21 protein-coding genes are annotated in these 22031 nt (G+C 65.0%); 9 read left to right on the forward strand and 12 right to left on the reverse strand.

Features of this window, described 5'->3' with window-relative positions:
• Positions 1–48: 48 nt before the first annotated feature.
• From GGD61_RS18110 to GGD61_RS18120, 3 genes are read left to right on the forward strand one after another with little or no spacing between them, the layout of a single operon-like run.
• On the forward strand, positions 49–1476 hold the full coding sequence (locus GGD61_RS18110) for an AMP-binding protein (protein ID WP_312012687.1): 1428 nt from the start codon (positions 49–51) through the stop codon (positions 1474–1476).
• Positions 1473–2120, forward strand: a complete 648-nt coding sequence (locus GGD61_RS18115) for a TetR/AcrR family transcriptional regulator (protein WP_183230970.1) — start codon at positions 1473–1475, stop codon at positions 2118–2120. Before GGD61_RS18110 ends, GGD61_RS18115 begins: the two co-directional genes overlap by 4 nt.
• Positions 2117–4027, forward strand: a complete 1911-nt coding sequence (locus tag GGD61_RS18120) for an NAD(P)/FAD-dependent oxidoreductase (RefSeq protein ID WP_183230971.1) — start codon at positions 2117–2119, stop codon at positions 4025–4027. Before GGD61_RS18115 ends, GGD61_RS18120 begins: the two co-directional genes overlap by 4 nt.
• A 76-nt stretch (positions 4028–4103) precedes the next feature.
• Here the strand turns inward: GGD61_RS18120 and ald are convergent, their stop codons facing one another.
• Positions 4104–5219 (reverse strand): alanine dehydrogenase, encoded by a 1116-nt coding sequence (gene ald, locus GGD61_RS18125; protein WP_092256358.1) that lies wholly within the window; start codon positions 5217–5219, stop codon positions 4104–4106.
• A 144-nt stretch (positions 5220–5363) separates the two neighbouring features.
• Here ald and GGD61_RS18130 point away from each other — a divergent pair, with 144 nt between their 5' ends.
• The 3 genes from GGD61_RS18130 to GGD61_RS18140 all read left to right on the forward strand — a co-directional run bounded on the left by GGD61_RS18130 (position 5364) and on the right by GGD61_RS18140 (position 8860).
• Positions 5364–5843: an Lrp/AsnC family transcriptional regulator gene (locus tag GGD61_RS18130; protein WP_026201569.1), complete on the forward strand. Its 480-nt coding sequence runs from the start codon at positions 5364–5366 to the stop codon at positions 5841–5843.
• A gap of 80 nt (positions 5844–5923) precedes the next feature.
• On the forward strand, positions 5924–8278 hold the full coding sequence (locus tag GGD61_RS18135) for an Orn/Lys/Arg decarboxylase N-terminal domain-containing protein (RefSeq protein WP_183230972.1): 2355 nt from the start codon (positions 5924–5926) through the stop codon (positions 8276–8278).
• 6 nt (positions 8279–8284) lie between these two features.
• A complete protein-coding gene (locus tag GGD61_RS18140; protein ID WP_183230973.1) occupies positions 8285–8860 on the forward strand; it encodes a GNAT family N-acetyltransferase in 576 nt (191 codons plus the stop codon).
• A gap of 3 nt (positions 8861–8863) precedes the next feature.
• On the opposite strand, the gene GGD61_RS18145 is transcribed toward GGD61_RS18140, so the two are convergent.
• From GGD61_RS18145 to GGD61_RS18155, 3 genes are all read right to left on the reverse strand, one after another.
• Positions 8864–9076 (reverse strand): hypothetical protein, encoded by a 213-nt coding sequence (locus GGD61_RS18145; RefSeq protein WP_092256375.1) that lies wholly within the window; start codon positions 9074–9076, stop codon positions 8864–8866.
• Positions 9077–9198: 122 nt separating this feature from the next.
• Positions 9199–9648: a flagellar basal body rod protein FlgC gene (locus GGD61_RS18150; protein ID WP_092256379.1), complete on the reverse strand. Its 450-nt coding sequence runs from the start codon at positions 9646–9648 to the stop codon at positions 9199–9201.
• Between the two features lie 114 nt (positions 9649–9762).
• Entirely contained in the window at positions 9763–10812 is a 1050-nt protein-coding gene (locus GGD61_RS18155; RefSeq protein ID WP_038947133.1) for a hydroxyacid dehydrogenase, read from the reverse strand.
• Positions 10813–11065: 253 nt separating this feature from the next.
• Here GGD61_RS18155 and GGD61_RS18160 point away from each other — a divergent pair, with 253 nt between their 5' ends.
• The 3 genes from GGD61_RS18160 (at position 11066) to GGD61_RS18170 (ending at position 12683) form a co-directional block, all read left to right on the forward strand.
• The gene (locus tag GGD61_RS18160; protein ID WP_183230974.1) at positions 11066–11623 is read left to right on the forward strand and encodes a thiamine pyrophosphate-binding protein; all 558 of its coding nucleotides are present in this window, start codon (positions 11066–11068) and stop codon (positions 11621–11623) included.
• A gap of 8 nt (positions 11624–11631) precedes the next feature.
• Positions 11632–12228, forward strand: a complete 597-nt coding sequence (locus GGD61_RS18165) for a thiamine pyrophosphate-dependent enzyme (protein ID WP_183230975.1) — start codon at positions 11632–11634, stop codon at positions 12226–12228.
• A 77-nt stretch (positions 12229–12305) separates the two neighbouring features.
• Positions 12306–12683, forward strand: a complete 378-nt coding sequence (locus GGD61_RS18170; protein ID WP_092256390.1) for a VanZ family protein — start codon at positions 12306–12308, stop codon at positions 12681–12683.
• A 45-nt stretch (positions 12684–12728) separates the two neighbouring features.
• Here the strand turns inward: GGD61_RS18170 and GGD61_RS18175 are convergent, their stop codons facing one another.
• The 8 genes from GGD61_RS18175 to GGD61_RS18210 form a co-directional block, all read right to left on the reverse strand.
• Complete coding sequence (locus GGD61_RS18175) at positions 12729–13112, reverse strand: DUF1236 domain-containing protein (protein ID WP_018315876.1); 384 nt, start codon at positions 13110–13112, stop codon at positions 12729–12731.
• Positions 13113–13225: 113 nt separating this feature from the next.
• On the reverse strand, positions 13226–14113 hold the full coding sequence (locus tag GGD61_RS18180) for a 2-hydroxy-3-oxopropionate reductase (RefSeq protein WP_018315875.1): 888 nt from the start codon (positions 14111–14113) through the stop codon (positions 13226–13228).
• A 211-nt stretch (positions 14114–14324) separates the two neighbouring features.
• Positions 14325–15110 carry a hydroxypyruvate isomerase gene (gene hyi, locus GGD61_RS18185; RefSeq protein ID WP_183230976.1) on the reverse strand — a complete coding sequence of 262 codons (786 nt, stop codon included), beginning with the start codon at positions 15108–15110 and terminating at the stop codon, positions 14325–14327.
• 14 nt (positions 15111–15124) lie between these two features.
• A complete protein-coding gene (gene gcl, locus GGD61_RS18190) occupies positions 15125–16915 on the reverse strand; it encodes a glyoxylate carboligase (RefSeq protein ID WP_092256400.1) in 1791 nt (596 codons plus the stop codon).
• Between the two features lie 153 nt (positions 16916–17068).
• Complete coding sequence (locus GGD61_RS18195) at positions 17069–18871, reverse strand: adenine deaminase (RefSeq protein WP_092256403.1); 1803 nt, start codon at positions 18869–18871, stop codon at positions 17069–17071.
• 119 nt (positions 18872–18990) lie between these two features.
• Positions 18991–20490: a tripartite tricarboxylate transporter permease gene (locus GGD61_RS18200; protein ID WP_092256412.1), complete on the reverse strand. Its 1500-nt coding sequence runs from the start codon at positions 20488–20490 to the stop codon at positions 18991–18993.
• Positions 20490–20975 carry a tripartite tricarboxylate transporter TctB family protein gene (locus tag GGD61_RS18205; RefSeq protein WP_018315869.1) on the reverse strand — a complete coding sequence of 162 codons (486 nt, stop codon included), beginning with the start codon at positions 20973–20975 and terminating at the stop codon, positions 20490–20492. Before GGD61_RS18205 ends, GGD61_RS18200 begins: the two co-directional genes overlap by 1 nt.
• Positions 20972–21940, reverse strand: coding sequence for a tripartite tricarboxylate transporter substrate binding protein (locus tag GGD61_RS18210; RefSeq protein ID WP_092256416.1), 969 nt, complete (start codon positions 21938–21940; stop codon positions 20972–20974). Before GGD61_RS18210 ends, GGD61_RS18205 begins: the two co-directional genes overlap by 4 nt.
• Positions 21941–22031: the final 91 nt, after the last annotated feature.

Raw genomic sequence — 22031 nt, forward strand, 5'->3', positions numbered from 1 at the left:
CTTCATCGCCTTTCATGCCCGGCGCACGCCGGACCGGCCCGCGCTGAAATATCGCGGCGAGGAGATTTCCTACGCGGCGTCGACGCGCGTGTCCGGACGGTGGCAGGCTGGCTCGCTGCGCGGGGCATCGGCGCCGGCGATGTCGTGGCCGTGCTGATGAAGAACAGTGCGGCTTTCCTGGAGCTCGTCTTCGCCGCCAGCCATCTCGGCGCGGTGTTCGTGCCGATCAACTTCCGCCTCTCCCGCGACGAGGTCGGCTACATCACCGGCAATGCCGGCGCGCGGCTTCTGATCGTCGACGAGGAATTGGCTGCGAATGCCGCGGGCACAGAGGTTGTCGTGCTCGACGAGGCCGCGCAGCAGAGCCTTACGCGTCTTGCTGGCGATGCGCCGCCCGCGCCCATGCATGTCCGCGCACCATCGGACCTGATGCGGCTGATGTATACCTCGGGCACGACCGACCGCCCCAAGGGCGTGATGCTGTCTTACGATAATTTCTACTGGAAGTCGGCCGACCAGACGATCGCGCTCGGGCTCAGCGCCGAGACGCGGCTGCTCGTCGTCGGCCCGCTCTATCACGTCGGCGCGCTCGACCTGCCCGGCCTCGCCGTGCTCTGGCATGGCGGTTTCATTCGCATCGAACGCAATTTCGAGCCGGAGACCGCGCTTGCAGCGATCGCCGAGGACAAGCTCAACGCCGCCTGGTTCGCACCTGTGATGACCAGCGCGATGCTCACCTGCCCGACGCGCGAGCGCTACGACGTCTCCAGCCTGCAATGGGCCATCGGCGGCGGCGAGAAAACGCCGGAGCTGCGCATCCGCGCCTTCGCCGAATATTTCCGCAACGCACGCTACATCGATGCCAATGGCCTCACCGAGACCGTCGGCGGCGACACCTTCATGGAAGCGGGCCGCGAGATCGAGAAGATCGGCTCGACCGGGCGTGCGATTGCCCATGTCGAGATCGAGATCCGCGACGAGGACGGCAAGGCCGTGCCGGCGAACGTTAACGGCGAGATCTGCCTGCGCGGACCGAAGATCACGCGCGGCTACTGGAAGGATCCGGACAAGACGGCGTCCGCCTTCTTCGGCGACTGGTTCCGCAGCGGCGACGTCGGTTATCTCGATGAGGATGGCTTCCTGTATCTGACCGACCGCAAGAAGGACATGATCATCTCCGGCGGCGAGAACATCGCCTCCTCCGAGGTCGAGCGCGTCATCTATGAACTGCCTGGGGTGCGCGAGGTCGCGGTGATCGGCCTGCGCGACGCACGCTGGGGTGAACGGCCGGTCGCGATCGTCGTGCTGACCGAGGGCGCCAGGCTCGAGCTCCCTGCCCTCACCGAGCATTGCCGCGCGCGGCTCGCGAGCTTCAAGGTGCCGAAAGAGCTGATCATCCGCGACAGCCTCCCGCGCAATCCATCTGGAAAAATTCTCAAGCGCGTGCTGCGCGCCGAACTGGAGACCGTGGCATGACGCAAGGCCCAGCCACCGCAAAGATCACAAAGCTCAACCGCGTCGAGCGCAACGCCTGGACCAAGCAGAAGATCTTCGAGGCCGCCACCAAGGTCGTCGGCAAGTATGGCTATGCCGAAGCCTCCGTCGCCCGCATCACCGAACAGGCCGGCGTCGCGCAGGGCACCTTCTACAATCATTTCGAGAACCGCCAGGAGCTGCTCGACCAGCTGCTGCCCAAGATCGGCCTCGACATGGTCGAGTTCATCCGCGTACGCACCGGCACGGCGGATGCGGCGCGGCAGGAGATCGAGCGCTTCGCCGCCTTCTTCGACTTCATCCGCGAGGTGCCGGAATTTTTGCGCATCCTCAACGAGGCCGAATTCTTCGCACCCATCGGTTACCAGAAACATCTCGACAACATCTCGGTCGCCTATGTCCGCATCCTCCGCCGTGCGCGCCTTGCCGGCGCCATCGCGGATTTCAGCGACGAGGAGTTCGAGGCGATCGTCCACATGCTGATGGGTGCGCGCGGCTATCTCAGCCGCCGCTACTCCTACTCGGCCGGCGGCGTCACCGCCGTGCCCGAGCACGTCATCTCCGCCTATCGCAAGCTGATGACGCGCGGCCTCTTCACCGGCTCCGGAGACCAGGACACGCCATGAACATCGAATCTCCGCACAGGCCGCTCGACCTTGCCTCGACCATCGCAGAAGGCGACATTCGCTGCCTCCTGATGGTGCTGGTGCATATGACCGGCGACGAGAAATGGCTCGCCGCGCCGTACTTGCCCAAGCGCGACATCCGCCTCATTCCCGATCCCGAGGCCGGCGTGCCCAAGGAAATCCAGGACGAGATCCGCGCCGCGGTGGTGAAGCTCTTCGCCAATGGCACGCCGAAGCCCGTCATCACTGATCCCGGCGACGAGCTGCTGCTGAAGATGATGCGCGGCTGCCTCGGCGAGAATGTCGCGCCGGAATACGCCCCGCTGATGCGCGAGGAGATGGGGTTTGTTGCGCGCGAGGCGCGTTGGACCAAGCAGCCATCGAGCGACAAGCTCGCGGAGCAGCACGTGCTGATCGTCGGTGCCGGCGTCTGCGCCATTGCGCTCGGCGTGGCGCTCGGTCATCTCGGCATTCCCTACACTATCGTCGAGAAGAACGCCGAGCTTGGCGGCACCTGGTGGATCAACCGCTATCCCGGCTGCGGCGTCGATACGCCGAACCATTCCTATTCTTATTCCTTCGGCTCCGGGAATGCATGGACCCGCTACTTCTGCCAGCGCGAGGAACTGCTCGGATATCTTCAGAAGGTCGCCAACGAATACGGCATCCGCGAGCACCTGCGCATCAAAACCGAGCTGACCTCGTCGCGCTGGGACGAAGGCAAAAGGCGCTGGATCTCGACGCTCAAGACCGAGAGCGGCGAAGAGACCTTCGAATCCACCGCGCTGGTCTCGGCCATCGGCCAGCTCAACGATCCCTCCCGTGCACACTTCGAGGGCGAGGACAAGTTCACGGGAACGATCCTGCATTCGGCGCTGTGGTCCGATGACATCAACATCGACGGCAAGCATGTCGCCGTGATCGGCACCGGCGCGACGTCGATGCAGCTGGTGCCGTCGATCGCCGGCCGCGTCGCCTCGGTCACCGTCTATCAGCGCAGCGCGCAATGGGCGCGGCCGGTGAAGGGCTATGCCGATCCGATCAGCGAGGGCGCGCGCTGGCTGCTGGCGCACCTGCCGTTCTACGTGCAATGGTACCGCTTCAACATGTTCTGGCGCTATGGCGACGGCCTCTTGCCTTTCCTGCGCAAGGACCCGGCCTGGCCGCATCCGGAGCGCGCCGTCAACAAGGGCAACGACCGGCACCGCCAGGAGCTGACCGATTTCATCCTGTCGGAATTGCAGGGCCGGCCGGACCTGATCGAGAAGTGCGTGCCGACCTATCCGCCCTATGGCAAGCGCATCCTGCTCGACAACAACTGGTTCAAGACGTTGACGCGGCCGAACGTGGAGCTCGTCACCGACGCAATCGACCATTTCGACCAGCGCGGCATCGTAACCGCCGATGGCAATCACCGCCCTGCCGACGTCATCGTGGTCGCAACCGGCTTCAAGGTGACGGAAATGGCGGCGCGCCTCAACATCAGCGGCCGCAAAGGCAAGGATTTGCGCGAGGCCTGGAGCAACGACAATCCGACCGCGTTCCTCGGCCTCACCGTGCCCGATTTCCCCAACTTCTTCTGCATGCTCGGCCCCAACTCCGGCCCGGCGCATGGCGGCAGCGTCATCTTCCAGTCTGAATGCCAGAGCCGCTACATCGCCGCCTGCCTCGCCGAAATGATCGAGCACGACGTCGCTGCCATCGACGTCCGCCAGGACGTGCTCGACGACTACGTCCGTAAGGTCGATGTCGAGCACGAAGCGATGATCTGGACGCACCCTGGCATGAGCACCTACTATCGCAATTCGAGTGGTCGGGTGTTTTCGGCGATGCCGTGGCGGTTCGTGGACTATTGGCGCATGACCCATGATCCCGATCTGCGGCAGTACAGGCTGACGAAGGCGTGAACGTTGATCGCTCGGCAGAACCGGTGCACCCTCTCCCCTTGTGGGAAAGGGTGAGACATCCGCGTACGCCGCGCCGCTAAGCCGCCAGCCCACTCTCCACCGGAGCAAACTCCAGCCCGAGGCTCTCCGCCACCGCCCTGTTGGTGATGCGCCCGCGATGGACGTTCAGCCCATTTCGCAAATGCGGGTTTTCCAGCACCGCGGCAAAGCCCTTGTTCGCGAGCATCAGGCCGAACGGCAGTGTCGCATTGTTCAGCGCCTGGCTCGACGTCACCGGCACCGCGCCCGGCATATTGGCAACGCAATAGTGCACGACGCCGTCCACCTCATAGGTCGGGTCGGTATGCGTGGTCGCGTGCGAAGTCTCGAAGCAGCCGCCCTGATCGATCGCGACATCGACCAGCACGGCGCCCGGCCGCATCGACTTCAGCATCGCGCGCGTGACCAGCTTGGGGGCGCTGGCGCCCGGCACCAGCACCGCACCGATCACGACGTCGGCGGTGAACACCTCGTCCTCGACCGATTCGATGGTCGAGAAGCGGGTACGCACGCGTCCGGCAAAAAGATCGTCCAGTTGGCGCAAGCGCGGGATCGAGCGGTCGATCACGGTGACTTCGGCACCGAGGCCTGCGGCCATGCGCGCCGCCTGCGTTCCGACCACGCCGCCGCCGAGCACGACGACGCGCGCCGGCTGCACGCCGGGCACGCCGCCCAGCAACAGGCCGCGGCCGCCGGCCGAGCGCTTGAGCGCGGCGCCGGCGGCCTCGATGGCGAGTCGGCCGGCGACTTCGCTCATCGGGGCGAGCAGCGGGAGGTGACCGTTCGCGTCCGTGACGGTTTCATAGGCGATCGCGGTGCATCCGGAGGCAAGCAGGCCCTTGGCCTGCTCCGGATCCGGCGCAAGATGAAGATAAGTGAACAGGATCTGGCCGTCCCGGAGCTGGGCCCATTCGCTCTTCTGCGGCTCCTTTACCTTCACGATCATGTCGGACTTGGCAAAGATGTCGCGGGCGCTCTCGGCAATGGTGGCCCCTGCCCGCCGATACACCTCGTCGGATGCGCCGATGCCGCCGCCGGCGCCGGTCTCGACCGTGACCTGGTGCCCGGCCGCGACATACTCACGGACCGCACCAGGGGTGAGCCCGACGCGATATTCCTGCACCTTGATCTCCTTGGGCACACCGACGCGCATCTTCCGGGCTCCTTTGCCGACGCCTTGATTCTGTTCCCATCGTAGCGACGGGACCGGTTTGGTTTCGTGCAAATATCCGCTAGTTTCGGCAGGCGCGCGCCGGTTTCCGGCGCCAAGCTGCCCTTTCACGCTGGAAACGAAACATTGGCCCTCGACCGGAAAGACCTCGCGATCCTCGCGGAACTCACGACCAATGCGCGTGCCAGCCACACCGAGCTTGCCAACAAGGTCGGGCTCTCCAGCACGGCGCTGGCCCGGCGGCAGAAGGCTCTGGAGGACGAGGGCTACATCCAGGCCTACCAGGCCGCACTCGATCTCGCCCAGTTCGGCCTCACCATCACCGTGTTGGTGCGCATCGCGCTGGAAAGCCAGAGCGACGACGCGTTGAAGGCGTTCGAGGCGGAGGTGGTGAAATGCCCTTCCGTCGTGCGCTGCTTCCTGATGTCGGGAACCGACGACTACATCCTGATCGTGCTTGCCCGCGACATCCAGGATTTCGAGCGCATCCACCGCACCGAGCTGTCCCGCCTGCCGCGCGTCGCGCGCGTGCAATCGAGCTTTGCCCTGCGCGAAATCGTCAACCGCGCGGTGCCGACGGTGGTATTCGGCGAAGTGAAGCGCTAGCCGGGGCCATCCCGCCTCTTGTCATCCAACTGTCATCGAATGTGCAGAGAGCTGTATCTCCTGCACATTCGGGACAGACCATGGATTATTTCAAGCGCTTCAACTTCCTGTTCGCCGCACCAATGTTCGACGCCGACGATCTCGAAGGCGTCCGCTTCAACCAGATCATCGAGGAGATCCAGCGCTCCGGCTTCGAGGTGGTCCGGGCGCGCAAGCTCGAGGATGCCGAGATGGCGGTGCAGACCGACGCCGCGATCGGCTGCATGGTGGTGGACTGGGGCAAGAAGGGCCTGGAGGGCAAGACCTCGGCGCTGATCAATTTGATGCGCCGCCGCGGCCTCGATTTCCCGATCATCCTCCTGATCCGGCGCAAGCGCTTCGAGGACCTGCCGGTCGAGGTGCTCGATTTCATCGACGGCTATGTCTTCCTGTCCGAGGAGACGCCGACCTTCATCGCCAAGAATCTGATCAGCCGGCTCAAGCAATATGCCGAGACGCTGAAGACGCCGTTCTTTGGCGCCCTGGTCGACTATGCCGAGGAAGGCAACCAGCTCTGGACCTGCCCGGGGCACAATGGCGGCGTGTTCTACAACCGCAGCCCGATCGGCCGGGTCTTCGTCGAGCACCTCGGCGAATCCGTATTCCGGGACGACCTCGACAATTCCGTGCTCGATCTCGGCGACCTCCTCACCCATGAAGGGCCTGCCCTCAAAGCGCAGAAGGAAGCCGCGCAGATCTTCGGCGCGGAGAAGACCTATTTCGTGCTCAACGGCACCTCGACCTCGAACAAAGTCGCGCTCGGCGCCCTCGTCACCGACGGCGACCTCGTGCTGTTCGACCGCAACAACCACAAGGCCGCCCATCACGGCGCCCTGATGATCAACGGCGGCGTCCCGGTTTACGTGCCGACCATCCGCAACGCCTGGGGCCTGATCGGCCCAATGCGCTGGGACGTGCTGGACGAGAAGACCTTGCGCGAGGCGATCCGCAATCACCCGCTGGTCACGGACAAGGAGGCCTGGCGCAAGGAGCGGCCGTTCCGCGTCGCCGTCGTCGAACAGTGCACCTATGATGGGACGATCCACAGCGCCGAGATGATCCTGAAGCGCATCGGCCATCTGTGCGAGTACATCCTGTTCGACGAAGCCTGGGCCGGCTTCATGAAATTCCACCCGCTCTATGCCGGCCGTTTCGCCATGGGGCTGGCGAACCTTCCGCCGGAAGCACCGGGCATCATCGCGACGCAGTCGACCCACAAGCAACTGGCCAGCTTCTCGCAGGCCTCCCAGATCCACATCAAGGACCGCCACATCCGCGGCCAGAAGCGACGCGTCGAGCACCGCCGTTTCAACGAAAGCTTCATGCAGCACGCCTCAACGTCACCCTTCTATCCGTTGTTCGCCTCGCTCGACGTCGGTGCGCAGATGATGAAGGGCCGCTCCGGCGAAGTGCTGTGGGACGACACGATTCGCCTCGGCATCGAGCTGCGCAAGAAGATCCGCGCGATGCGCAGGGAGTTCGAAGAGAAGGAGCAGAACGCCGATCGGCGCTGGTTCTTCGAGCCCTTCGTTCCCGACCGTGTCGCCATTCCCGATGTCGGCCGTCCCGGCGCTGCGCACAACGTCGCCTGGGAAACCCTCTCGACCGATGAGCTCGCCACCAACGCCGCGCTGTGGCAGCTCTCGCCCGATACCAACTGGCACGGCTTCCCCGGCATGGCCGAGGGGTTTGCCATGACAGATCCGAACAAGCTGACGCTGCTCACCCCCGGCTTCGACCGCTCAGGTGCCTATGCCGAGCACGGCATCCCCGCCCCCGTCGTGGCGCAATATTTGCGCGAGAACCGCATCGTCCCCGAGAAGAACGACCTCAACTCCCTGCTCTTCCTGCTGACCCCCGGCGTCGAGGCGAGCAAGGCCGGCACGCTGATCTCCGGCCTTGTCGCCTTCAAGAAGCTCCACGATGACAATGCACTGCTGGCTGACGTCATTCCGGAGTTCTATCAGCGGCGGCAGGCGCGCTATGCCGGCGTGCGATTACGCGATCTCTGCGGCGAGATGCACCGGTTCTTCCGCGCCGCCGACGTCAGCGCGCTTCAGGCCCGGCAATTCATGCCCGAGCACATGCCTGAGATCGCGATGTCGCCTCGCGATGCCGCGCGCTATCTGTTCAAGAACGATGTCGACTATTTGCCGATCGAGGCCATCGCGGGCCGCATCGCGACTACGCCCTTCGTGGTCTATCCGCCGGGCATCGCCACCATCGTGCCCGGCGAGCGGCTGACGGAAGGGGCCAAGCCCATGGTCGATTATCTCAAGATGTTCGAAACCTGCTTCAACACGTTTCCGGGCTTCGACGTCGAGATCCAGGGCGTCTACAAGGAGATCGATGCCCAGGGGCGCATCGGGCTCTATACTTACGTCGTTGCCGAGTAGGTGCGAATGAACGAAACAGCTGCGCGCGCGAGTGACGAACCCGTCCTGGTCAGACCGTCACGCGACAGCGATGTCGAGGCGATGCTGGCGATCTACCGCCATCACGTCCGCAACGGCGTGGCGCGCGACATCGAAGGAACCGGTGCGCCCGAGCCGGACGATCTGCGCGACCGGCGCAAGAACCTCAAGCAGACCCGCCTGCCGCATCTGGTCGCGACCTTTCGCGGCGAGGTGGTCGGCTATGCCTATGCGGTGCTGTTCCGCAAGCGTCCGGCCTATCGCTACACGGCCAAGCACTCGATCTACGTCCACCACGAGCAGCTTGGCCGCGGGGTCGGCCGGCTGCTGCTGCACGAGTTGATCGATGCTTGTGCGGCGGCCGGCTTCCGCCAGATGATCGGCTATATCGACGCCGACAACGCGCCCTCGCTGGCGCTGCACGAGAAGTTCGGCTTCGCGCGCGCCGGCCTGCTTTGCGGCGTGGCCTATCGCCACGGCCGCTGGTCCGACACCGTCATGGTGCAGCGTTCGCTCGGCGCGGGGACCACGGCGCCCCCACCCGTCGTGGCGCCGGGCCGGTAGACCTCAGGACGGAAAGTCGGCCGCTCTCACATGGATGCGGTCGGCATGCAGCGACCAGTGATGCAGGGCCTGGTCCTTGCAGAACCTGGCCTTCGCCCGCTCCCTGGCCTCGTTCTCGTCGGAGGCGTCGATTTCCAGCGTACCCTGGCAAATCTCGCTCTGCCGGCCGTACTCGCCGAGCACATCTTTCATGAACTTGACGACATAGGTTGACATGGGACCTCCCTGCTGCCCCGGCCGCACTCTAATCCCATTTAAGCCGGACCGGGGAAGGAGATTTTGACGCGGATCAAGGACCGGGCAAGGTTCCCGCCGCCCATCCGGGCGACAGTCCGCCCTCATGTGGTGATGTCGAGAAGCGACTCTGTCGTTTCCGCGTAAGCCTGAATGACTTTCGCATTGGCAATGAAGCTGTACTTGGCGGCCGCCAGTTGAACGAATTCGCTGGCGATATCGACATTCGGCGCTGCGACCAGCCCATCCTGGTTTGCGAAGGGAGCGCTTGGGTCGGATTGCGCGGTATAGCTCGGCGATACCGTCGACACCTTCGCGATCGTGCCGCCCGGCGTCGAGCGGCTCGATTGGTCGACCTGATCGACGCGCAATGGCACGTAAGCCGCAGGAAACGTCGGAGCAATGCCCGGACTGCCTGTAACGGCCGACGGGCTCGACCCGCCCGACCCCGGCAGCGGGCCGGTCGTTTGAACATTCGCGATGTTGCTCGCGGCCACGTTCACGCGCAAACTCGCCGCCGAAAGTCCGGATGTCGCAATCGAAAATATGCTCATGGACTTTCAACTACAGGACAAGTGATACGCGTTCACTTACCCGCTCGATAAGATGCGGCGCTTTGCCTTTCCGTCGTGGTAACCAATGATCGGAGCGCGCTGAGCCTTCGCGCCCTACCCCGGCGTCACGCCAAAAGCCTGCTTGAAGCGCTCCGCATAACGCGGCCAGACCTCGGGATTGATGATGCGCGGCGGGCGCTTGCCGTCGAGCGTGTCCAGCACCTGCTCGGCCGCGATCCGCCCCATGTTCTGCCGCGCTTCGATGGTCACTCCCGCGGTGTGCGGGCTCGCCAGCACGTTGTCGAACTGGAGCAGCGGATGCTCCGGCGGTGGCGGCTCCTTGGACCAGACGTCGAGGCCGGCACCGGCGATGCGCTTGTCGCGCAGGGCCTGGAGCAGCGCATCCTCGTCATGGATGAAGCCGCGCGCCGTGGTGATGAAATACGCATGCGGCTGCATCAGCCCGAACTCGCGCGTGCTGATCATGTTGCGGCTGCCCTTGTCGAGCGGACAGGAGATCGAAACGAAATCGGCGCGGCGCAACAGCTCGTCCAGCTCGACCTTCTCTCCGCCTCGCTCGGCCATCACCTCGGCCGACAAATATGGGTCGTAGGCCAGCACCTTCATGCCGAGCAGGCCCTTGCACAGCGCGGCGATGCGGCGGCCGACATTGCCGAGGCCGATGATCCCGACGGTCTTGTGCTCGACCTCGTTGCCGACCAGATCGTTGCGGTTGACGTCGCGCTCGCGGCGCAGACGGCGGTCGGACTGGATGATGCGCTTGGACAAGGTCAGCATCATCGCCAGCGCGTGCTCGGCAACCGAATGGGCATTGCCGCCGGACTGGTTGACGACCAGCACGCCCGCATCCGTGCAGGCCTCGACGTCGACAGGGTCGAAGCCCGCGCCATTGCTGGAGACCAGCAGCAGGTTCGGCGTCCGCCTCAGGAAGGTGGCATCGACATGGAAATGCGGGGCGAGCTCGTCCCGGGCGGCTCCGATCTGGTAAACGTGCGCCGCATTCAGGATCGGTGCGTAGACATCTTCGGGACTCCCGTTCTCGATGCGGTCGAGCCGGACGTCGGGCCGCGCCTTCAGGATGTCGACATAGATCGGATTGGCCAAATAATTGGAGTAGAAGACGCGCTTGCTGTTGACGGACATCAGGACCATTCCGGCTCTCCAGGGAGATCCGCAAGGTCAGCGCGATGCGCGCCCGTCCGTGCCCCCTCCCGTTTTCTCGTTGTCGCCGCTTATGACATGGCGGCGCCGACCGCGGCAGGCCGTCCAGCGCAGATCACGGTGCGGCCCGGACATGTTGACAATCCCGCCTGCTCCGTCAAGTTCGACCGATCGCCGCGACGGCCAGAACCAAGAAGCATGCGCGGCCCAAGAAAATACGCCAAGGGAGAACGCAATGGCGATTGCGGAACAGCAGACGCAGGGACAGGCGTCCGGTGACCAGAGCTGGCACGGCATCGTCCTGCAAACCCTGAAGCGCAACGAGATCAGCCTCATTCCTTACGTGCCCGACCGGGTGCTGACGCCCCTGATCAAGAACCTGCACGCCGATCCCTTCTTCACCACCTTCGCCACTGCCCGCGAGGAGGAAGCCGTCGGCATCATCTCGGGCGCCTGGATGGGTGGGCGGCGCGGCGCGGTGCTGATGCAGACCTCCGGCTTCGCCACCCTCGCCAATGTGCTCGCCTCGCTCGCGGTGCCCTACCAGATCCCGCTGATCATGTTCGTGTCCGAGCGCGGCACGCTCGGCGAGTTCAACTACGGCCAGTCGCTGGTCTGCCGCACCATGCGTCCGGTGCTGGATTCGCTGGCGCTGGAGCACCACACCATCACCCGGCTCGACGAGCTCGAATTCATCGCCGACCGTTCGATCAAGCAGGCCGTCACGACACAGGCGCCGGTGGCCCTGATCCTCAACCCGCTGCTCACCGGCGGCAAGGTTTTCGACAAGTGAGCGCCACCATGAACACTGGCAATACCAAGGTGATGAACCGGTTCGATGTGACCTCGCGCCTGATCGCAAAGCTCAAGCACGAGGAAGCCGTGATCGGCGGCATCGGCAACACCAATTTCGACCTCTGGGCCGCCGGGCATCGCCCGCAGAATTTCTACATGCTGGGCAGCATGGGACTCGCCTTCCCGATCGCGCTCGGCGTGGCGCTGGCGCAGCCCGACCGCCGCGTCTTCGCGCTCGAAGGCGATGGTTCGCTGTTGATGCAGCTCGGCGCGCTCTCGACGATCGCGACGTTGAAGCCGAAGAACCTCATCATGATCGTGATGGACAACGGCATCTATCAGATTACCGGCGCACAGCCGACACCCGCGGCCAGCGTCGCGGATATCGTTGCCATCGCAGCAGGCTCCGGCCTTGCGAATAGCGCCTGGGCTGCGGACGAGGAGGATTTCGAGCGCCTGGTCGATACGGCGATGTCCGCCGCCGAGCCGAGCCTGATCGCGGTCCGCATCGACGACAAGCCGGGCATCGGCACCACAAGGCGCGATCCCGTACAAATCCGGGAGCGCTTCATGCACGGGCTCGGCGTGCGCGAGCCGCTTTAACTTTTTGTCATTAACTACACAGCGATCTGATGGAGGGACTGTACCGGCCCGCTGCCAATCTGTGCTAAGCGAACCGGATGTCCATTTTGATCCGTTCCTTTGCCTGGCTGCTCGCGGCCGCCGTTACTTTCGCCACCCTCGGTCCCCCTGGCCTGCGGCCCCATTCCGACCTCGGCCAGGACGGCGAACACGCTCTCGCATTCATCCTGGTAGGGCTGGCCTTCGGCCTTGCCTATCCGCGGCGGCGCCTGCTGGGCGCGGGGGCCGCAGTCGTCCTGATTGGCGTGCTCGAACTGATGCAATTTTGGGCACCCGGACGCCACGCCCGGCTGGAGGACTTTCTGGTCGACGCGCTGACGGCCTGCCTTGGCTTTGCGCTCGCGGCGATCACCGATTGGGTTGTGACACGCTTTCTCGCAAGCCCCTCTGCAGCAAGCGAAGGCCCCGCGGAGTAGAACTCCGCAGGGCCCTTTTCTCTCCACGCCTGTGGTCGGCCTGGATCAGTCGATGATCTTGACGACGCGACGCGTGCGCGGTTCGACGATCACGCGGCGATCGTTCACGACCGCATAGCGATACTCGGTGTAGTTCGGCACGGGGCGGAGCACCACGGTCGGCGGCAACGGCTCGCCCACCACGACGCGCTCCTCGACCACGACGGAGTCACTCCGCGGGATTCCGCCCAGCACCGCATTCGGAATCTCGAGGCCGGCTCCGACGGCCGCACCAACGGTGCCGCCAACCATCGCGCCGATCGGTCCGCCGATGTCGCCACCAGCACGCGCGCCGTCCCTGGCGCCTTGTTCGGTCGTCGACTGAGCAAAGGCTGCGCTCGACGCCAGCAGCGACGCTGCAGCCAACGTAATCGCAAGACGGGTTTTCATGTTGTTTTGTCTCCAGTGATTGTCCTGCGCCTTCAACCGCGGGGCCGGAGCATTGTTCCGGTTCCCCCGTGTCGAAGAGGCTTCAAAACTGGAGACTGTTACCGCGTAACAGTTCAGGCCGCCGCGATCTCGTGGCCTGCCATCAGTTCCAATGCCCGCACCATCGCGGAATGATCCCAGCCCTTGCCGCCATGCGCGGTGCAGGCCGAGAACAATTGCTGCGCCACCGCCGTGCTCGGCAGCGACAGGCCGAGCGTGCGCGCGCCCTCGAGCGCGAGATTGAGATCCTTCTGGTGCAGCTCGATGCGGAAGCCGGGATCGAAATTGCGCTTCACCATGCGCTCGCCGTGCACTTCGAGGATGCGCGAGGAGGCAAAGCCGCCCATCAGCGCCTTGCGCACCAGCGCCGGATCGGCCCCGGCTTTGGATGCAAATAACAGCGCCTCGCTCACCGCCTCGATCGTCAGCGCGACGATGATCTGGTTGGCAACCTTCGTCGTCTGCCCGTCGCCATTGGCGCCGACGTGAGTGACGTTCTTGCCCATCTTGTCGAACACCGGCTTCATGGTGCCAAAGGCCCGCTCCGGCCCGCCGACCATGATGGTGAGGCTTGCCGCCTTGGCGCCGACCTCCCCGCCCGACACCGGCGCGTCGAGATAGTCCGCCCCGAGCGCCTCGATCTTCTTGGCGAACTCCTTCGTCGCCAGCGGCGAGATCGAGCTCATGTCGACGACGATCTTGCCTTTCGAAATGCCGCTCGCAACACCATCCTTGCCGAACAGCACCGCTTCGACATGCGGCGTATCCGGCACCATGATGATGACGGCATCCGCGCCCTCCGCGACCTCCTTGGCCGACTTGCAGGCGATGCCGCCCGCGGAGATCAGCTCAGCCGCAACCGGCGCAACATCGTGCAGGAGAACACGATGGCCAGCGCTAAGGAGATGGCCGGCCATCGGCCGTCCCATGGTGCCAAGTCCGATGAAGCCGATGTTGGTCATGTCTCATTCCTCCAGATTTAGGCCAAGTCGATCCACAAGCTCGGTGCACCTCTCCCGCTTGCGGAGGAGGTCGGCGCGTAGCGCCGGGTGGGGTCTCTATCCGCTTGGGGGCTTTCAGCGCATCTCGATCGAATCTTTTCGCGGAGATACCCCCACCCCAGCCCTCCCCCGCAAGCGAGAGAGGGAGCGCACCGTCGCTGTGGGTGCGTTCTCAGGTCTCAAAGGTCTGCGCAGCGTGCCAGGACAGCCCTTCCAGCGTCGTGGTGCGCGGCTTGTATTCGCAGCCGATCCAGCCGCGATAGCCGATCGCGTCGAGATGGCGGAACAGGAAGGGATAGTTGATCTCGCCGGTGCCGGGCTCGTGGCGGCCCGGATTGTCGGCGAGCTGGATGTGCGCGATCTCAGGCAGATATTCCTGCATGGTGCGGGCGAGATCGCCCTCCATGATCTGCATGTGATAGATGTCGTACTGGACGAACAGATTGTTCGACCGCACCTCGGAGATCAGCTGTATCGCCTGCTCGGTGCCGTTGAGGAAGAAGCCGGGAATGTCGAGCGTGTTGATCGGCTCGACCAGCAGCTTGATGTTCTCACGTGCCAGCGTCGAGGCCGCAAAGCGCAGATTGCCCACCAGCGTCTCGTTCAGCTCGCGTGGATCGGTATCGGCAGGCGCGATACCCACGAGGCAGTTGAGCTGCTCGCAATCGAGCGCCTTGGCATAGTCGATGGCGCGAAACACGCCGTCGCGGAATTCAGCTGTGCGATCGGGCAGGATCGCAATGCCACGCTCGCCCCCCGCCCAGTTTCCCGCCGGCAGATTGTGCAGCACCTGCGTCAGACCATGGGCTTCCAGCTGCTCGCGCAGCTGCGCCTTGTCGAAATCATAGGGGAAGAGATACTCGACCCCGGAAAAGCCCGCCGCCTTCGCCGCTGCGAAGCGGTCGAGGAACGGCATCTCGTTGAAGAGCATGGTGAGGTTGGCGGCGAATTTCGGCATGATGAGGTCCTTCCCTATTCCGCCGGCTGCAGCACGCCCGGGCGCGCCCGCTCGACCTCGTCGAGCGGCAGGTCCAGCACCTCCTCGAACTCGACGATGTTGTCGATCTCCGTGCCCATCGCGATGTTGGTGACGCGTTCGAGGATGAACTCGACCACCACGGGCACGCGGTGCTTGGCCATCAATTCGCGCGCGGTCGCGAACGCGGCCTGCGCGTCCTTCGGATCGGTGACGCGGATCGCCTTGCAGCCGAGGCCTTCGGCGACCGCGACGTGGTCGACGCCGTAGACGCCGATCTCGGGCGCGTTGATGTTCTCGAAGGAGAGCTGGACGTGATAGTCCATCTCGAAGCCGCGCTGGGCCTGGCGGATCAAGCCGAGATAAGAATTGTTCACGACGACGTGGATGTAGGGCAGATTGAACTGCGCCCCGACCGCGAGCTCCTCGATCAGGAACTGGAAGTCGTAATCGCCGGAGAGCGCGACGATGTCGCGATCCGGGCACGCCGCACGCACGCCGAGCGCGGCGGGCAGTGTCCAGCCGAGCGGCCCCGCCTGCCCGGCATTGATCCAGTTGCGCGGCTTGTAGACGCCGAGGAACTGGGCGCCGGCGATCTGCGACAGGCCGATCACGGTCACGTAGCAGGTGTCGCGACCAAAGGCCTTGGTCATCTCCTCATAGACGCGCTGCGGCTTGATCGGGACGTTGTCGAAGTGGCTCTTGCGCAGCATCGTCTTCTTGCGATCGCGGCAGGCCGCGGGCCACGCCTGGCGCTCGCGCAGCCTGCCTGACCGGCGCCACTCCCTGGCGACGCTGACGAACAGCTCAAGCGCGGCCTTGGCGTCCGAGACGATGCCGAGATCCGGATTGAACACGCGCCCGATCTGGGTCGGCTCGATGTCGACATGCACGAAGGCGCGGCCCTTGGTGTAGGTCTCGACCGAGCCGGTGTGGCGGTTGGCCCAGCGGTTGCCGATGCCGAGCACGAAGTCGGATTCAAGCATGGTGGCGTTGCCGTAGCGGTGGCTGGTCTGAAGGCCGACCATGCCCGCCATCAGCACGTGATCGTCGGGGATCGCGCCCCATCCCATCAGCGTCGGCACCACAGGAACGTTGGCGATCTCGGCGAATTCGACCAGGAGGTCGGACGCATCGGCGTTGATGATGCCGCCGCCCGCGACGATCAGCGGACGCTCGGCGGCGTTGAGCATCTCCAGCGCCTTCTCGACCTGTTTTCGCGTGGCAGCGGGCTTGTAGACCGGCAGCGGCTCATAGGTCTCATCGTCGAACTCGATCTCGGCCAGCTGCACGTCGAGCGGCATGTCGATCAGCACCGGCCCGGGCCGGCCCGAGCGCATGACATGAAACGCCTGGCTGAAGACGCGTGGCACCAGCGCCGGCTCGCGCACGGTAACGGCCCATTTCGTCACGGGCTTTGCGATCGACTCGATGTCGACGGCCTGAAAATCCTCCTTGTAGAGCCGCGCCCGCGGCGCCTGCCCGGTGATGCAGAGGATCGGAATGGAATCGGCGATCGCCGAATAGAGCCCGGTGATCATGTCGGTGCCAGCCGGCCCCGAGGTTCCGATGCAGACGCCGATATTGCCGGCCTTGGCGCGCGTATAGCCCTCTGCCATGTGCGAGGCACCCTCGACATGCCGCGCCAGAATGTGGTGGATCGAGCCGCGCTTCTTCAGCGCCGAGTAAAGCGGATTGATCGCGGCCCCGGGAACTCCGAAAGCGGTGGAGATGCCTTCCTTTTCCAGAATTCGCACGGCAGCATCGATAGCTCGCATCTTCGCCATATCGGACCTCGCTCGGTTCAAGTCAGCGAGCGAGATCATCGGGTGCGCGTGATGCGATCTCAACGAGATCGATTTTATTTTCCACGATGTGGCAGCCGCGGAAAAATCTTGGGCGTCTCAAGCGGTTAGATCGAGAGTCGCGTGAAACGCGGATCACTCGAACAGCGGCGCCAGCTCCATCTGCGGCACCAGCACGAGGCCCTTGTCGGTGATGCGAATTTCCGGAATGACCGATAGCGGAATCAAATTGAAGCCCATGTAGGGGATGGTGCAGCCGGCCTCGGCCCATTCCTTCTTCAGCGCCTTGACCTCTTCGGCCACCTCCGTGACGCGCTTGTCCGAGAGAAGCCCCGCGATCGGCAGCGGGACCAGCGCCCTTACCTTGCCGTCGGCGACGACGCAGACGCCGCCCTGCAGGTCCTTGATGGCCGCGATCGCGACTTGCATATCGGGCTCGTTGGTGCCGGCGACAATGATGTTGTGGCTGTCGTGCCCCACGCTGGAGGCGACCGCGCCGCGCTTGAGGCCAAAGTCCTTCAGCAGTCCATAAGCGACGTTGCCGGACGACTTGCCGTGGCGCTCGATGACCGTGACGAAGCAGAGGCCGTAGCGCGCGAACAAAGACGGCCAGTCTTTGGCGGGTTCGATCGCGACTTTGTCATGGATCAGCGTGATGCCCGGCAGCGCCGTCTTGATCGCATTGACGGTGCAGGCCTTCGAGGGCAGATCCGGCGTTAGCTTGACCTTCTTCGGCAGCTTCACCGTCGCGTAAGCCGCCTTTGGATATTGATAGCGGTGCGACAGCGCCTGATCGAGCAGCCCGGTGATCTTGCGGTTCTCGACCACGAGCTCGCCGCCATACCAGGTGCATTGTGGCTTGAGCTGGTCGTCCATCAGCACGAGGTCGGCGCGGCGGCCGCCACCGAGGCCACCGATGTCGCCATCCATGCCGAAGCGCGTAGCGCCATGCAGCGAGCCCATCGACCAGGCCTGCTCCGGTGACATCCCGGCCTTCACGGCTTCGCGCACCACCCAGTCGAGGCCGAACATGAGCAAATCGTCGGCGTCGCGGTCGTCGGTGCACACGGCCGTGCGCTTGTGCGACGCACCGAGCTCGGTGATGGTGCGGATCGCCTGCGGCAGCGAATGCCATGGCGTCGTCGGCGGTCCGCCGCGCAGGAATACCCAAACACCGGCATCGAGCAGATCGTCGGCGATGTCGCGCTCGATCGCCTCATGGGTGTCGCTGACACCGCTCGCCGCATAGGCCGAGACGAATTCGCGGCCGTAGACGTGGCCGGATACCGGACGTCCCCGCTTCAAGGCGGCCGCGAGGATGGCGTGGCTGCGCTCGTCGCCCATCGTGACCGGGACAAAATCCATCTTCTCGCCGAGCCCCACGGCTTCGGGCCAGCGGTCGAACAGGCCGGCGATCTTGTCCGGCGTGAGATCACCGCCGGCCGTTTCCAATTCGGCCGACGTTGCCGGCACCGTGCTCGGCACCGTCAAAAAGATCGAGAGCGGCGCCTCGCGCGCGTCCTCCAGCATCGCCTCGACGCCGGCGACGTCCATGACATTGCCGATCTCGTGGCTGTCGCAGAAGATCGTGGTGGTGCCGTTGAGCAGCGCGGCCTCGGCATAGGCGCAGGCCGTCACCATCGAGGATTCGATGTGGATGTGCGGATCGACCAGGCCCGGCGCGACGATGCCGCCAGCGGCATCGTAGAGCGGCACGCTGGGCCAGACTTTCTTCGCCGCACCTGATGGCTTCACCGCCGCGATGCGCCCGCCGGTGATCCAGACCTCCCGACCGGGATGAATGCGTTCCGAATAGGTCGAGAGCACCCGCGCGCCGGTGATGACCAAATCTGGCGCGAGGCGAGCGGAAGCGACGTCGGCCAGGCGCCGGGTCATGCTGTGCAGCGGCGCGACGGTGAAACGGGTCAGCTTGGTCATGGGGACTCTCGCGATTGGACAGTCCAACGATGATCGCCCCCGCAGGCCGACGGGGGCAATTCAAATAAAGCGGCACCTTTGCTTACGCACTGGGCAAACGTGCCGCGTGGCGAGTTCCGCTAATCTTCGGTCGCTTTGAACCGGCCCAGCCCCTTCAGCACAAACGGCGCCAGCAGCGCGATCAGGGCCAGCGCCAGCAGCGTCGCCGAGATCGGGCTCTGCACCAGCGCCATGGGATCGCCGAGGCTGATCGCGAGCGCCCTGCGCAACTGGCTCTCGGCGATCGGGCCTAGGATCAGGCCGACCACGACGGGCGCGATTGGAAAATCGAACCGGCGCATCAGGAAGCCGAGCACGCCGAAGCCGGCCAGCATCGACAATTCGACCACCGACGGCTTTGCCGCGATCGTGCCCATGGTCGCGAACACGAGGATGCCGGCATAGAGCCACGGCTGCGGGATCGCGAGCAGCCGCACCCAGAGGCCGACCAGCGGCAGGTTCAGCACCAGCAGCATGCAATTAGCAATGAACAGACTGGCGATCAGGCCCCACACCAGGTCAGGCCGCTCGGCGAACAGCAGCGGTCCCGGGTTGAGGCCGTATTGCTGGAAGCCCGCCAGCATCATCGCTGCCGTCGCCGAGGTCGGCAGCCCGAGCGTCAGCAGCGGCACCAGCGTGCCGGCGGCGGAGGCGTTGTTGGCGGCTTCCGGCCCCGCGACGCCTTCGATCGCGCCCTTGCCGAACTCTTCGGGGTGTTTCGTCAGCCGCTTCTCGGTCGAATAGGACAGGAAGGTCGGGATCTCCGCCCCGCCCGCCGGCAGCGCGCCGATCGGAAAGCCGAACATCGTGCCGCGCAGCCACGGCTTCCACGACCGCTTCCAGTCCTCCCTGGTCATCCACAGCGAGCCGCGCACCGGCTCGAGCTTTTCCTCGGTGTGGTGGCGGCGCGACGCGACGTAGAGCGCCTCGCCGACCGCGAACAGGCCAACCGCCAGCGTCGTCACCTCGACGCCGTCGAGTAATTCAGGAACGCCGAACGCAAGCCGCGCCTGTCCGGTCAGCTTGTCGATGCCGACGAGGCCCAGCGTCAGGCCGATGAACAGGCTGGTCAGGCCGCGGATCGGGGAATCGCCGAAGGTCGCGGACACCGTGACGAAGGCGACGCACATCAGCGCGAAGTAATCCTCGGGGCCAAAACGCACGGCGAAATCGACCAGCCACGGCGCGAGGAAGGCCAGACCGATGGTGGCGATGGTTCCGGCGACAAAGGAGCCGATCGCGGATGTCGCAAGCGCCGGCCCGCCGCGGCCGGCCTTGGCCATCTTGTTGCCTTCGAGCGCAGTCGCCATCGAGGCGCTCTCGCCGGGCGTGTTGATCAGGATCGCGGTGGTCGAGCCGCCATACATGCCACCATAATAGATGCCGGCGAACATGATCAGCGAACCGCCGGGGTCGAGCTTATAGGTGACGGGCAGCAACAGCGCGACCGTCAGCGCGGGGCCGATGCCGGGCAGCACGCCCACGGCAGTGCCGAGGAACACACCGATCAGCGCGTAAAGCAGGTTCATCGGCTGAACGGCGACCGCCATGCCGTGGGCCAGCGCGGCAAAAGTGTCCATCACAGCAGTCGCTCCAGCGGGCCGGTCGGAAGGCTGAGCGTGAGCAGCCGGTCGAACGCGAGATAGATCAGGGTCGACATCACGAGGGCGATGATGGAATCTACCAGGATGGCGCGGCGGCCGAAGGCGGCCGACGTCGTCACGAACAGCGCCGACGTTGCCAGGATGAAGCCGCCGCCAAAGCCGATGATGGCGATCAGCAGCGCAAGGCCGATGAGGATCAGAACCACGGGCACCGGATCGGCGCTCTCGCGCGCCGGCAAATTGCCGCGCAGCGCGTCGATGAAATTGCCGATCGCGAGCAGCGCGAGGCCGCTGGCGACTACGACCGGCATCGCCTCGGGCCCCATGCCGTACATCGCGGTGGATGACAGGCCGCGGGCGTCGAAGACCAGCAACGCAGCGAGACCTGCGAGCAGTGCAGCGATGACGATGCCGGCGCGATCGACGCGCCGCGGCGGCTGGGCCGGATCGCCCGAGGTCATGACTTGACCAGGCCGACCGATTTCAGCACGTCGGTGACGCGCACGGTTTCCTTCTTCAGGAAGTCGGCGAAGGCGTCACCGCCGAGATAGGCGTCTTCCCAGCCCTTCTGCTTGAGGATTTCCTTCCAGGCGTCCGACTTCACCATCTTCTCGACCGCATCGCTCAAGGTCTTGCGCTGCTCCGGCGTGATGCCGGGAGGCGCCACCACCGAACGCCAGTTGGCGATCACGAGGTCGATGCCCTGTTCCTTGAAGGTCGGGATGTCGCTGCCGGAGATGCGCTTCTCCGAGGTCACGCCGATCGCGCGCAGCTTGCCGGACTTGATCTGCCCTTCATATTCGCTGAGGCCCGAAATGCCCGCGGTGACCTTGCCGCCGAGGATCGCAGCCAGCGACTCGCCGCCGCCGGAGAACGGGATGTAGTTGATCTTCTTGGCGTCGGCACCGACCGCGCCGGCGAACAACGCCGCCATCACGTGGTCCACGCCGCCGGCCGAGCCCCCGGCGAAAGTCACCTTGGCAATATCGGCCTTCACCGCGGCGGCCAGATCCTGCGCGGTCTTGATCGGCGAATTCGCGGGAACCACGATTACCTGGATTTCCTCGGTGAGGCGCGCGATCGGCGTCACCTGCTCGAGCGTCACCGGCGACTTGTTCATGGCGAGCGCGCCCACCATGACGAAGCCGTTGACCATCAGCTGGTTGCCGTCGCCCTTGGCGCCATTGACGAACTGGGCGATGCCAACGCTGCCGCCGGCGCCGGGAACGTTGGTGACCTGCACGCTGCGCGCGACGCCCGCGGCCACCAGCGCCTGCTGCATGGAGCGCGCGGTCTGGTCCCAGCCGCCGCCCGGGGCCGCCGGCGCCATCAGCTTGAGCTCGAGCTGCTGGGCAAGGGACGGCGTCGCTGCCGCAAGGGTCAGCGCGACGGCTGCGCCGGCAAGGCGCGCGGAAAATTGGAACATAAGGACGCTCTCCAGGCTCATGCGGACGTTTGCCGCATTGTGTCGTTTGGTCGCATATCAGCCAAAACGGCCGATGCTGTCCAGCGACAGT

Source organism: Bradyrhizobium sp. SBR1B (assembly GCF_014198205.1).
GTDB lineage: Bacteria > Pseudomonadota > Alphaproteobacteria > Rhizobiales > Xanthobacteraceae > Bradyrhizobium.